14 protein-coding genes are annotated in these 11,698 nt (G+C 67.7%); 5 read left to right on the forward strand and 9 right to left on the reverse strand.

What is annotated here, in order from left to right:
• Window positions 1–27: 27 nt before the first annotated feature.
• The 5 genes from CA951_RS08550 to typA all read right to left on the reverse strand — a co-directional run bounded on the left by CA951_RS08550 (window position 28) and on the right by typA (window position 5,490).
• Complete coding sequence (locus tag CA951_RS08550; protein ID WP_087556450.1) at window positions 28–456, reverse strand: hypothetical protein; 429 nt, start codon at window positions 454–456, stop codon at window positions 28–30.
• A gap of 14 nt (window positions 457–470) precedes the next feature.
• On the reverse strand, window positions 471–629 hold the full coding sequence (locus CA951_RS43355) for a hypothetical protein (RefSeq protein WP_005239161.1): 159 nt from the start codon (window positions 627–629) through the stop codon (window positions 471–473).
• Window positions 630–728: 99 nt separating this feature from the next.
• Window positions 729–1,607 carry an N-acetyl-1-D-myo-inositol-2-amino-2-deoxy-alpha-D-glucopyranoside deacetylase gene (gene mshB, locus CA951_RS08555; protein WP_087556451.1) on the reverse strand — a complete coding sequence of 293 codons (879 nt, stop codon included), beginning with the start codon at window positions 1,605–1,607 and terminating at the stop codon, window positions 729–731.
• On the reverse strand, window positions 1,604–3,361 hold the full coding sequence (locus CA951_RS08560) for an ABC transporter family substrate-binding protein (protein WP_179220149.1): 1,758 nt from the start codon (window positions 3,359–3,361) through the stop codon (window positions 1,604–1,606). Before CA951_RS08560 ends, mshB begins: the two co-directional genes overlap by 4 nt.
• A 221-nt stretch (window positions 3,362–3,582) precedes the next feature.
• The gene (gene typA, locus CA951_RS08565) at window positions 3,583–5,490 is read right to left on the reverse strand and encodes a translational GTPase TypA (protein WP_087556453.1); all 1,908 of its coding nucleotides are present in this window, start codon (window positions 5,488–5,490) and stop codon (window positions 3,583–3,585) included.
• A gap of 334 nt (window positions 5,491–5,824) precedes the next feature.
• Between typA and CA951_RS43360 the strand changes: the two genes are divergently transcribed.
• Complete coding sequence (locus tag CA951_RS43360; protein ID WP_087556454.1) at window positions 5,825–6,001, forward strand: hypothetical protein; 177 nt, start codon at window positions 5,825–5,827, stop codon at window positions 5,999–6,001.
• 2 nt (window positions 6,002–6,003) lie between these two features.
• Here the strand turns inward: CA951_RS43360 and CA951_RS08575 are convergent, their stop codons facing one another.
• Window positions 6,004–6,384, reverse strand: coding sequence for a (deoxy)nucleoside triphosphate pyrophosphohydrolase (locus CA951_RS08575; RefSeq protein WP_087556455.1), 381 nt, complete (start codon window positions 6,382–6,384; stop codon window positions 6,004–6,006).
• 58 nt (window positions 6,385–6,442) lie between these two features.
• Here CA951_RS08575 and CA951_RS08580 point away from each other — a divergent pair, with 58 nt between their 5' ends.
• The gene (locus tag CA951_RS08580) at window positions 6,443–6,727 is read left to right on the forward strand and encodes a 4a-hydroxytetrahydrobiopterin dehydratase (protein WP_015889728.1); all 285 of its coding nucleotides are present in this window, start codon (window positions 6,443–6,445) and stop codon (window positions 6,725–6,727) included.
• Here CA951_RS08580 and CA951_RS08585 read toward each other — a convergent pair.
• Complete coding sequence (locus CA951_RS08585) at window positions 6,675–8,009, reverse strand: mannosyltransferase (protein WP_087556456.1); 1,335 nt, start codon at window positions 8,007–8,009, stop codon at window positions 6,675–6,677. The genes CA951_RS08580 and CA951_RS08585 overlap by 53 nt on opposite strands.
• A 315-nt stretch (window positions 8,010–8,324) precedes the next feature.
• Between CA951_RS08585 and CA951_RS08590 the strand changes: the two genes are divergently transcribed.
• Both CA951_RS08590 and CA951_RS08595 read left to right on the forward strand, forming a co-directional pair.
• Window positions 8,325–9,107, forward strand: a complete 783-nt coding sequence (locus tag CA951_RS08590) for a hypothetical protein (RefSeq protein WP_179220150.1) — start codon at window positions 8,325–8,327, stop codon at window positions 9,105–9,107.
• Window positions 9,108–9,216: 109 nt separating this feature from the next.
• Window positions 9,217–9,567: a hypothetical protein gene (locus tag CA951_RS08595; RefSeq protein ID WP_087556458.1), complete on the forward strand. Its 351-nt coding sequence runs from the start codon at window positions 9,217–9,219 to the stop codon at window positions 9,565–9,567.
• Between the two features lie 10 nt (window positions 9,568–9,577).
• Here the strand turns inward: CA951_RS08595 and CA951_RS08600 are convergent, their stop codons facing one another.
• Window positions 9,578–10,048, reverse strand: a complete 471-nt coding sequence (locus CA951_RS08600) for a MarR family winged helix-turn-helix transcriptional regulator (RefSeq protein ID WP_087556459.1) — start codon at window positions 10,046–10,048, stop codon at window positions 9,578–9,580.
• Between the two features lie 357 nt (window positions 10,049–10,405).
• Here CA951_RS08600 and CA951_RS08605 point away from each other — a divergent pair, with 357 nt between their 5' ends.
• Entirely contained in the window at window positions 10,406–10,909 is a 504-nt protein-coding gene (locus CA951_RS08605; protein WP_087556460.1) for a nuclear transport factor 2 family protein, read from the forward strand.
• Between the two features lie 5 nt (window positions 10,910–10,914).
• Here the strand turns inward: CA951_RS08605 and CA951_RS08610 are convergent, their stop codons facing one another.
• Complete coding sequence (locus CA951_RS08610) at window positions 10,915–11,637, reverse strand: DUF1906 domain-containing protein (RefSeq protein WP_087556461.1); 723 nt, start codon at window positions 11,635–11,637, stop codon at window positions 10,915–10,917.
• Between the last annotated feature and the right edge of the window lie 61 nt (window positions 11,638–11,698).

Raw genomic sequence — 11,698 nt, forward strand, 5'->3', positions numbered from 1 at the left:
GATGCTCCTTCAGCAGACTGCTGGTGGTTACCGCGTACCCTCGCGTTCTGGAGGCGAAACAGCCCCGAAAGCCGCTTTGACACTGACCTTCCACAGGTAGACCGCTGCGGGAAGCAGCGAGCCGATCAGGAGCAGGAGCGTCCAGACGGACGCGAGCATGAGCACGTCGCCGCCCGGACCGCCGAACATGCAGAGCAGGAAACCGACCCCCCACCCGGCGAGCGGCAGCACTCCCGACCTGACCCGGCCGGTCGTGGACCGGGCGGCGATCACCAGCGCCAGATTGGCGACCGCGGCGGCGAGGATGCTTATCGGAAACGGCGTGGCACCGAGATAGCTAGGCAGGAACAGCACCGACAGGACGGCGCACAGAAAACCGTCGAACACCAGCAACGCGAGGGTGACCCTCCCCAAAGCGTCGAGGTGCCCGGGTTGCGCTGCGGTGCCGACGGTCATGTGTCAATAGTGGATCAGGCGACGGGCGGGTAGCCCAGCAGGGTCAGCAAATGGCTCTGCATGTCGGCGAATCCGTACAGCACGCTGTAGTACAGGTCGTGCTGGGCCGGCCACGAGGGCCGAAGCGTATCGACGAACGCGACGATGGCGTTCTGAACATCCCAGTTGTACATCTATCGCCTCTCCTGACGGGTGCCACGCGGACTCGACCGCGGCCGCTGCGTGACGTGCGCCACAGTGTAATACGTGACGCCGGTCACAGACACCTGCGGTCAGAGACGCACGCCACCGAAGAGGTCCCGCTCCCTGCCGTCGGCGTCCCGATCCCCGAGGGCGCCGCGCACCAGCACGAAATGCTCCTCCACCAGGATCGGCTGCGCGATGTCGTTGGAGAGCGCGTACTCGGTGCCGCTCGGCGCCACGGTCACCTGCGTGGCGTGCGCCGACAGCGCGTTCCGCTTCGCATCGAGCACACCCCGTACGTCGATCACCGTCGTCACGTCGGCGTCCGGCACGCTCGGCAATTCGCCGGGCTCCGGCAGCCGCCAGCCGTCGGGAAGATCGCCGATCCGGCAGAGACCTGCCTCGAGCGCACTCGCCTCGGTCACCGTCCAGTACAGCTTCGCGACCTCCCAGGGGACGCCCGCGTCCGGGAACTGTTCGGTTCCCGCCGCCTCGACGGCCGCCGTGACGATCCCGTGCGCCTGGATGTGGTCGGGGTGCCCGTATCCGCCGTCCGGGTCGTACGTGACGACGACGTGCGGCCGCACCTCGCGGATGACCGCCACGATCGCCGCGGTCACCGAGTCGCGGTCGGCGTTGACGAAGGCGCGCGGGTTCGCCGCCGACGCCGTGCCCGCCATGCCGGAGTCGCGGAAGCGTCCCGCCCCTAAAAGGAATCGTGGCCGCCCCGCACCGAGCGACGCCAGCGCGGACGTCAGCTCACCGATCCGGAACCCGCCGAGCTGATCGGCGGCGTCCGCAACCAGGTGCGCCCACTCGTCACCGATCACCTCGCCCTCCTCGCCGAGCGTGCACGTCAGGACGTGGACGTCGGTACCGTCGGCGGCGTAGCGCGCGATGGTGCCGCCGGTGGTGAGGGTCTCGTCGTCGGGATGGGCATGGACCAGCAGAAGTCGCCGCTCACTCATTCCTTGATCCTGCTCCAGTCTGCTGCGTCACTGAATATTCCGACGGGCACCGCGCCCGACAGCGATACCCCGTCGACACCGGGCCCGGCCGCGACCAGCGTGCGGTCCTGCATGATCGGCAGCACCGCAGCCAGGTCCCAGAGCCTGCGATCGGCGTCGGCGAGGGCCTGCGGCACGTCACCGACCCCACGCAGCGCGGCGTCGATCGACGGCTGCAAGGTGGGATCGCAGACTCCCGACAGGTTCGACGGGGCCTCGGCCTCCGACACCGAATCACGTTCGGGGACGGCGGTTTCGGTGTTCGGCTGAGTCGTCGCGACCATTGCGGGCGGACAGCTGTGCCGGGACGCCAGCGCCGTCGCCGGGTCGGACCCGGCGCGCGACCAGCCGACGACCGCTCCGATGTCGCCCCTGCTCAGCGACTCACCGTACAACTCCTCGGCGGGCAGCGACGTCACCGTGGCGTCGATGCCGGCGCCGCGCAACTGGTCGGCCGCCGTGTTGGCGACGGCGCTCGCGGTGTCGTCTCCCTCGGGTGTCCCGATGACGAGCGTGAGCGGGACGCCCTCACGGACGAGCCGGGTGGGCGGCACCGTGCCTGCGGGAACGACGGTATCCGGGGGTGTTTCGGCGACGTAGCCGTATTCGGCCAGCTGCGCCAGCACCTGTTCGCGGCTCGGCCGCGCGGGTGCGGTCGCGCTGTAACCGGGATCGGAGGGGGCGTAGACCTGCGAGCGCGCCGGGACCGCCGACGCCTCGCTGCCCGCGCCCACGACGGCGAGCAGGTCCGTGTCCAGCAGGTTCAGCAGACTCTTCCGCACCCGGACGTCGGCGAGTTCGGGCACCCGGCCGTTCAGCGTGAGGTCGAGTCCGCGGGGCTGGAACGACGCACCGGTCCGCACCGCCGGGATCGCCGCGAGCTGAGCGGAAGTCGCTGTTCCCCCGTGAATCTGGACGATCTGGGTGTCGTTGTTGCGCATCGAGTCGGCGAGCTGCGACGGGGTGCCGTCGCGGCGCATCAGGATCTGGTCGGGGGTCGCCGGTTTGTCCCAGAACCGGTCGTTGCGTTCGAGCAGGATCTCGTCGCGGCCGCGGTCGATCGACTTGATGTGGAAGTGCCCGCCCGACACCGGGATGTTCTCGGCCAGTCCGGTCGCGAAACCGCCGGGGGAATCCTTGATGAGGTGTGACGGCAGCAGGTCGGTGAAGAGTTCACGCCACGCCGGGTAGGCGGCCTTCATCACGACGGTGACCGTCTTGCCGCCGCCCGAGGACCGGACGTCCTGGATCAGGTCGTAGCCGGCGGGGTCGACCACGCCGGGGGCGCTGATCATCTGCTGCCACAGGTAGCGGAAGTCCTCGGCGGCGATGGGCGCACCGTCGGACCATTGCGCTTCGTTGCGAAGCTGGTACGTGACGGTGAACGGTTCCTGCGACGTGACGTCCGCGGAGATGACGAGGGAGGAGTCGGGAATCCAGGTGCTGCCGCCCGGGTGCGCGGGGTCGGGCACCGGCCGGAACGGGCTCGGCAGGACGAGGGCGCTCACCGCGGAGTTCGCCGGCGACTGGTCCGACAGCAGGTGCGGGTTGAATCCGCTGCCCACGTCGTCGATCGCGACGACGACGGGCTGCTTCTCGGTCGGGGACACCGTCGGCTTGGGGCTGTCGGTGCTCTCGACCGGCGGAGGCGGATCGGCGGTGCACGATGTGAGTACCGCCGTCGACAGTGCCAGCAGGAGTGCGGTCACTGCCACACCGTTCCCGCGGCTTCGGCCCCGAACTCCCCGAACTCCCCGAACCGCCCGAACTCCCCGAACCGCTCGGACTCTCTCGAGTCGACCCCCAGCACCCACCGCGCCGCCTTTCCTCAGAGATACCGGAAGGCTCCGGAAACCCACGAGCGAATGTACCTTCGGTCGGCGATCGATCGAAGGTACATTCGCCCGGTTGTGTTTGACGTGGTCGGACGTGCCGACTACAGGGCCGCCTTGTCGCGGGCCTTGGAACGCGAACGCTCACGGGCACGGTCGGTGGCCGACAGGTGCACCTTGCGCACCCGCACGACCTCCGGGGTGACCTCTACGCACTCGTCGCCGGCGCAGAACTCCATCGCGCCTTCGAGCTCCAGCTTGATCGGCTTGGCGAGGGTCTCCATCACGTCGGCGGAGGACTGACGCATGTTGGTCAGCTTCTTCTCGCGGGTGACGTTGATGTCGAGGTCCTCCTGGCGCGGGTTGATGCCCACGACCATGCCCTCGTAGGTGTCGGCGCCGGGCTCGACGAAGAACGTTCCGCGGTCGGCGAGCTGGATCATCGCGAACGGGGTGACCGAACCGGTGCGGTCCGAGACGAGCGAGCCGGTGTGGCGGGCACGGATCTCGCCGGCCCACGGTGCGTAGCCGTGGAAGACGGCGTTCGCGATGCCGGTGCCGCGGGTCTCGGTGAGGAAGTCGGTGCGGAACCCGATCAGGCCGCGCGACGGGACGATGAACTCCATCCGGACCCAGCCCGCGCCGTGGTTGGCCATCTGCACCATCTTGCCCTTGCGGTTGGCGAGGAGCTGGGTGATGGCACCGAGGTATTCCTCGGGACTGTCGATGGTGAGCTCCTCGAAGGGCTCGTGCACCTTGCCGTCGACCTGACGGGTGACCACCTGCGGCTTGCCGACGGTCAGTTCGAAGCCTTCGCGGCGCATCTGCTCGACGAGGATGGCGAGCGCGAGCTCACCACGGCCCTGGACCTCCCAGGCGTCGGGTCGACCGATGTCGAGGACCTTGAGCGAGACGTTGCCGACCAGCTCCTGGTCGAGGCGCGACTTCACCATGCGGGCCGTCAGCTTGTGTCCGCTGACCCGGCCGACGAGCGGCGAGGTGTTGGTGCCGATGGTCACCGAGATGGCGGGCTGGTCGACCGTGATCCGCGGCAGCGGCACCGGGTTCTCCAGGTCGGCGAGGGTGTCGCCGATCATGATGTCGGCGAAACCGGCGACCGCGACGATGTCACCGGCGACGGCCTTCTCGGCGGGCTGACGCTCGACGCCGACGGTGGCGAGCAGTTCGGTGATCTTGGCCTTGGTGACGACGGGCTCGCCGTCGACCTCGCGGCACCAGGAGACGGTCTGGCCCTTGGTCAGCTCGCCGTTGTGGATGCGGACCAGCGCGAGGCGGCCGAGGAACGCGGACGCGTCGAGGTTGGTGACGTGAGCCTGCAGCGGCGCGTCGACGTTGCCCTTGGGTGCGGGCACGTAGTTTAGGAGGACCTCGAACAGGGCGTCGAGGTTCTCGGCGTCCGGCGCGTGGCCGTTCTCGGGCTGAACCTTGGACGCCTTGCCCTCACGGCCGGACGCGTACAGAACGGGAAGGTCGAGGGCGAGCTCGGCGGCTTCAGCGGCCTCGTCGTCGAGGTCGGAGGCCAGGTCGAGCAGCAGGTCGTGGCTCTCGGAGACGACCTCTTCGATGCGGGCGTCGGGGCGGTCGGTCTTGTTGACGACCAGGATGACGGGCAGCGACGCGGCGAGCGCCTTGCGCAGCACGAAGCGGGTCTGCGGCAGCGGGCCCTCGGAGGCGTCGACGAGCAGGACGACACCGTCGACCATGGACAGGCCGCGCTCGACCTCGCCGCCGAAGTCGGCGTGACCGGGGGTGTCGATGACGTTGATGACCGTGACACTGCCGTCGGCGTGGTGCTTGTGGACGGCGGTGTTCTTCGCGAGGATGGTGATGCCCTTCTCGCGTTCGAGGTCGCCGGAGTCCATCACGCGATCGACCAGTTCGGCGCGCTCCTCGAATGCCCCCGACTGACGCAACATGGCGTCGACGAGAGTGGTCTTGCCGTGGTCGACGTGTGCGACGATGGCAACGTTACGGAAGCTGGTGATGGTCACGCGGTGGCTCTCCTGGCTGAGTTGATTCGGCCACGCGAAAGTTCCCTCGCACGGCTTTCTGGCGGCCGCCTTGTCATCTCGATTCAGAATCCTCGTCGAGGCGATGGTAAATCGCCCAGTACAGGCATCGCGGCCACGTGAATACTACCCGCCCGAACGGCTACTTCGCGCATCGCCGGCTTCGCGGGGCATGCCCGACCAGCGTAAAGTGATCTGCGCCACGTCGAATTCGGCCCGTCTCGCGTGTGCGGTGAGGCCGAAAGCTGAGGGGACGCTAACCTGAGCGGAGCCGGCGGATACCGGCGTTCACCGGAGTAGGAAGGCCGAGCCGAGTATGGGCAAGGTGAAGGCCGGCAAGGTCTCGGGCCTCAAGCCGAAGAAGAAATGCTGCCGCAGCAAGACGCGGTGCATCAAGTGCCCGGTCGTGATCATGCGCATGAAGAAGCTCGAGGACGAGGGCGCGTCCAAGAAGGAACTGAAGAAGGGGCTCAAGAAGGCCCGCGCGGCCTGAGGTCAGGCCCGCCCGTTCAGGTGCAGCCGCAGGTCCGGCACCCATCCGCGGTCGTTGCCGACGAGGTCGATCTCGCCCAGTTCCCGTCCGTCCACCCAGCGCAGTTCCGCGTGGTCGAGCGCGGCGGGGGTTCCCGACACCAGTTCGACGCGGTACGCGCGCAGCACCCGGCCGTCGGGCAGCGGCACGTCGTCACCGATCCGGTCGCCGCCGGACACCTCGACGCCGAGTTCCTCCCGCAGTTCGCGGCGCAGCGCGTCCTCGGCGCTCTCCCCCGCCTCCGCCTTGCCGCCGGGCAGCTCCCACAGTCCGGCGAGTTCCGGGGGCCGCGTCCGCTGCGCCAGCAACAGCCGGCCGTCGACGATGATCGCGGCCGCCACCACCTCACCGGTGTTCTCGACAGGTCTTGCACGTTCCTCGGGCACGGCACCATCATGAGGTATGGCCGAGTTGCTGTCAGACGGAGAGATCGACACCGCGCTCGCAGGACTGCCCGGGTGGCAGCGGGCGGGTGATTCCCTCGTCCGCACCGTGGAGTCGCCGAGTTTCCCCGAAGCGGTGGAGCTGGTCCGGAAGGTCGCGGAGGCGGCGGAGGCCGCGAACCACCATCCGGACATCGACATCAGGTGGCGCAAGGTCACCTACACACTGTCGACGCATTCCGCGGGCGGGCTCACGCAGCTGGATCTGGATCTTGCTGCGCAGATCGACTCACTGGCGGGCTGATCTCGCCGGCGGCCGCGGCGGCACGCTTCGTGCGGCGCCCGGCGTAGGCCACCCATGCGTAGACACCGAAGGCGCCGACGACGTCGACGGTGCCCAGCCACGCGAGTACCGCGGGCCGGGAGATCAACCAGATCGAGTCCTGGAAGAAGCTGAGCACCCAGGGCACGCCGATGAGGGTGGTGACGAGCCAGTACCCGGCGAGGATCCGGGTGCCCAGCATCGACCCGTAGGGGCCGTGCAGCAACCAGATCAACATCGGGATCACCCACACCCAGTGGTGCGACCACGAGATCGGCGAGACGAGCAACCCCAGCAACTCGACGAGAACGAGGGTGCCGAGCCGGTCGTCCCGGGCGATCGCCCGCCAGGCCAGGCCGGCGAGGACGACGGTGACCGCCACCGCCAGCAGCCAGAGGACGCCCGTCTCGACGTCGTATCCGAGCAGCCGCGACAACGCGCCGCGCAGCGACTGATTCCAGACCGAGCCGACCGGCCCGATGCGATCGGCGTCACCGAGCAGGTGGGTGAAGTACTCCCGCGCCTCCGAGCCGATCAGCAGGTAACTGACTCCGACGGTCGCGGCGAACGCGACCCCGGAGAACACGGCGGCCTTCCAGCGGCGTTGCATCAGGAAATAGAGGCCGGTGATCGCCGGGGTCAGTTTGATCCCGGCGGCGAATCCGACGAGCGCACCGGACAGCCACCACCGGGAACTGCGGACCGCGGTCATCACGAGCAGTGCCAGGAAGACGTTGATCTGGCCGTAGTCCAGCGTGGTGCGCACCGGTTCCACCCACACCCCGACCGTGGTCCACAGGACCGCGACCGCACGCCAGTGCGGGCTGCGCGCGGCGTCGCCGAGCACGAGCCCCAGGCTCATCCGCGCCAGCGCGTACAAGGCGAGGATGGTGAGCAGTTGCCAGCCGACCCCGACCAGCGGGAACGGCAGGTAGTGCAGGGGAAAGAAGACGAGCGCCGCGAACGGCGGATAGGTGAACGGCAGCGGAAAGTCCGGTGTCACTTCCGAATAGGTGAAGTCGTAGAGACTGCCACCGTGAAGCGCCTCGGAACCGTCGACGTAGACGTGCAGGTCGACGAGGTTCATCCCGTTGGGGCTCAACAGCGTCCACGCCATCCGCCCGAGCACCGACAGCACGAGAAGAACAGGCGCGCATCGCAACAGGGTGTGCAGGGCGGATGTTCCCCGGGTGGACGTGGGTGAACGCTCGGAAGTCGGGTCGTCGGAGGCTGCTCCGCCGTCGGACGCTGCATGGTCGGACACAGTGTGGCGCTCTCCCGTGAGGTGTAGATGTCTCAGCCGATCCCGAAACGGTCCCGCACAGCGTAGACGGCGCCGCCCGCGGCTTCCGAGGTGTCCGTAGCCGCGCGTAACAGTTGCATCACCAATCACACGAACCACACGTGCCACAAGCTATCGTCACCGGAGGACCACCGTCGGGGTCTGTATGCCATACACTCCCACCGGGGTGCCGCAGCTACCGATGAACGAACTCGTGAGCTGTACAACCCGGGGGCGCTGTACATAGAGTGACCCCCCGAGCCGTCAGACGTGGATTGTTTTGTCGTCCACGCTGTTATGACTAAGGATGGGGAGACTGTGCTTCGAACCCGAGGTATGCGCAGAGCAGTAACTGCTCTCGCCGTTGCCGCAGCAGCCGCTATGGCAGTGCCGGCCCAGGCGATCGCGCAGCCGACGCCGCCGCCCGTACCCGAAGGCATCCCCGTGGAGATGCTCGCGTCGTTCGCACCCGCCATCATCGGCGCAGCCGCTGGTACCGAAGACATCGCCGCAGGACCCCAGGACGCGATTCTGGACCAGGCCCGCAACCTCCTCGAGTCCCCCGGCATCCCGCCGGAACTCAAGTCCACCCTCGAGCGCGTCATCACATTCCTCGACGGCAGCGGCGGTGGCGGTCCCGAGATCCCGCAGGAGAACGCGCCCGTCATCGCGCAGTTCCTCTACCCGACCATCGGCAGGGGCTGCATCGGCGAGGGCGCCGATTCCGTCGGCACCGCCCTCGCGGTCCCCGGCCCGGCCCAGCTGCCCCCGCCCGGCCCCAAGGCAGGTCAGGCCGGGTTCGTGTTCACCGCCCTCGGAACCAGTTCCGTTGCCGCCGAACAGCCCAATCCGCTGACCGTGACGTGGATCAACCTGGACAACCAGCGGCGCGCCACCCAGAACCTCACCAACGAGGCCAAGATCAACCCCGACGGACCGGCAACCCTGTCGGCGATCGCGGACACCGGCCCGGGCCGCGTCCTCGCGGTCGTGTCGGGCGGACTGACGACCCAGAAGGAAGGCGCGGCACCGATCACGTGCAGCTTCCTCCCCACCGTCGGCATGTTCCAGGTCGCGTAACCCTTCACACCTGACGAGCGCGGGGCCCTCCGGATCTTCCGGAGGGCCCCTCGCTCATGTCTGCACCGCTTCACTGTTTGCCGACGGCCCCACCGTGGTAGACCGAGGAATGCACTCGACGCACCACACCCCGGACCACTCACTGCGATCGCGACACGCCCGGCGGTCCATCCTGTCGATCCGTTCGGAAGGGTCGATCCTCTCGATCGGTTCCGCCTACTCCGTCCTGTCGATCGGGAGTGTCGGCTCGGTGCTGTCGATCGGGTCCGTCGGGTCGTTCGGCTCGGCACTGAGCACCGCTTCGTTCGCCAGCCTCGGATCTGCGCTGTCGGGGCTGTCGCGGTGGTCTCTGCTTTCATGGAAGGGCTGGCACGACAGTCCGCCCGAGCACCCTCATCTCACGGTCATCGCCGACGAACCGGACCTCACACGGGACGCGACCGCACACGTCCAGTCCTGACGGCGTCCGGTCAGGTCGTCCGGCCGGCGCGCGGCCAGGAGTTGCCGTCGTACTTCTCGATCTCGCCATTGAACTTGGTCAGCAGGCGGCGCAACTCACCGCGGTCGTGGTCGCTCCACTCGGCGATGATGCGTTCGACACCGTTCCTGCCCAGCGCCCGGTCCGCGTGAAGCTGCTCGAGCCCCCGCGCAGTGGCCTCGACCTTGCGGGCCATTCCGCCGTCCGGGTCGGGAACACGCTCGACGAGTCCACGCTTCAGCAAGGCGCCGATCTGCCGGTTGATGGTCGAGATGTCGAGCCGGAACGCCTCGGCGAGTTGTTTCAGACTGAGCGGATGTTCGAGTTCCAGGCGTCCGAGGAGCAGGTAGGCGGAACGGTCGAGTTGGAATCCCGCCCGCTGCGCGTGGGCGTGATAGCGCGACAGCAATGTCAATTCGTTCTCGACATCAGCCGCCACCTCGTCGCGATCGGACACCGACACCTCCCAGAGTTACCGTCATTCTGCCCGAGGCACGGTTATCTTGACCGGGGCATCATTGTGCACCATACACATCATGTGTAGCGTGCACATTTCGGCACCGCGAACGCGACTCAGGATCCGTTGACGAATAGCGCGGTGTAGAGAACCGACGCGACGGTGTACACGAAATTGATCAGCAGATCCATGGCAGAACCTCCGGGTTCGAGAGTGAAACGAGTGACAACAGGTAATCGGAGTTGACTCGGGTGGCGTTTCAACGATCCCATCCACCGGAAAACGCCCCACAACAGAACTGAAACGTGTTCTCATTCTTCGAGGCACGCAGACGCGGTGCCGGACGAGAGAAGGGGACGCACCATGCCGTGGAGTCGCGCCGAACTCGAAGACGCGTTCGCGCACTACCAGCGAACCGTCGGCCGCTGCGTCGAACTCGGAGACTGGGACGGATTCGCCGACCTCTTCACGGAGGACGCCACATACGTCGAGCACGCGTTCGGGCACTTCGACGGACGTGAGGCCATCCGCGCCTGGGTCACGCGCACCATGTCCGCCTTCCCCGGAAGCCGGATGACCGAGTTCCCGGCGAACTGGTTCGTGATCGACGAGGACCGGGGATGGGTGATCTGCGAAATCGACAACCCCATGGAAGATCCCGGCGACGGCTCACGGCACGCCGCGGCCAATATCACGATCCTCCACTACGCCGGCGACAACCTGTGGTCGCGCGAAGAGGACGCGTACAACCCGATGAACTTTCTCGCCACCGCCAAGAAGTGGTGCCGCGCAGCGGAAGCCGCGGGCAACCTACCCGAGGACGCGCGGGAGTGGCTCTCGAAGATGGGTGATCGACCGGCGGCCTGACCGGGTCACCACTGCCCGTAGTCGGGCTTGAGAATGTCGTTGAGATCGATGCCCACCCCGTCGACGTTGCTCGCGTCGATCTCGTACTGATGCAGGTGCGCCGACGGGTGGACGTACCCCTCGGGTGTGCCCCAGTCGTGCTGCCAGTACCACGACCCGAGCCCGGCGAGGACCGCCAGATCCAGCGTCTTGGAGTTGGCGTAGATGCCGGTGTTCCCGTTGCCGACCACCGACTCCCACCCGGCGAGATACGGGGCGATCATGGTGAGGAAATCGGCGGGCGAGGGATTGTCGTCGATGGACGCGTAGATGGGACGATCCTCGGGACCGCCTGCGGCGAGGTGCAATTCGAGTCCACGCTCCGCGTGCCGCTTGCCCGCCTCGAGCCCGCCGCGCCAGTCGGCGGTCGGCCCCTTGCCGAACTGATAGCACGAAACGACGGACAGTCCGGCGTCGAGCAGCGCCTGCGCCTCGTCGGCGAGCATCGGCTTGCCTTCCATCCATTCAGCGCCGGGACGGCGATCCGACACGTAGCGGATGGCGCCGTCGTATCCGGCCTCGAGGATGGCGTCCGCCGAAGGCACGCCGCCCGCGTAGTCGATCAGGATGCCGAGGCTGTCCGCCTTCGCGACGGCGACCGAGGACGTGGTGGATGTGAGCGCCGCGATCCCGGCCACGGCGGATCCCGCTGCCGCGTACCGGAACAGGTCTCTCCGAGAAAATTCCACTGTTGCCCCCGTATCCGATCGGTCGCGCTCCGGCGTGTCTCCGACATTCACTCTCGCTCAG

Source organism: Rhodococcus sp. NCIMB 12038 (assembly GCF_002165735.1).
GTDB lineage: Bacteria > Actinomycetota > Actinomycetes > Mycobacteriales > Mycobacteriaceae > Rhodococcus_F.

Bases quoted from the DNA above. Each gene is read 5' to 3' on its own strand.
- CA951_RS08605 (WP_087556460.1), top strand. From the start codon at position 10,406: ATGCCGTGGAGTCGCGCCGAACTCGAAGACGCGTTCGCGCACTACCAG.
- CA951_RS08595 (WP_087556458.1), top strand. From the start codon at position 9,217: ATGCACTCGACGCACCACACCCCGGACCACTCACTGCGATCGCGACAC.
- CA951_RS43355 (WP_005239161.1), bottom strand. From the start codon at position 629: ATGTACAACTGGGATGTTCAGAACGCCATCGTCGCGTTCGTCGATACG.
- CA951_RS08550 (WP_087556450.1), bottom strand. From the start codon at position 456: ATGACCGTCGGCACCGCAGCGCAACCCGGGCACCTCGACGCTTTGGGG.
- CA951_RS08580 (WP_015889728.1), top strand. From the start codon at position 6,443: ATGGCCGAGTTGCTGTCAGACGGAGAGATCGACACCGCGCTCGCAGGA.
- CA951_RS08590 (WP_179220150.1), top strand. From the start codon at position 8,325: ATGACTAAGGATGGGGAGACTGTGCTTCGAACCCGAGGTATGCGCAGA.
- mshB (WP_087556451.1), bottom strand. From the start codon at position 1,607: ATGAGTGAGCGGCGACTTCTGCTGGTCCATGCCCATCCCGACGACGAG.
- CA951_RS43360 (WP_087556454.1), top strand. From the start codon at position 5,825: ATGGGCAAGGTGAAGGCCGGCAAGGTCTCGGGCCTCAAGCCGAAGAAG.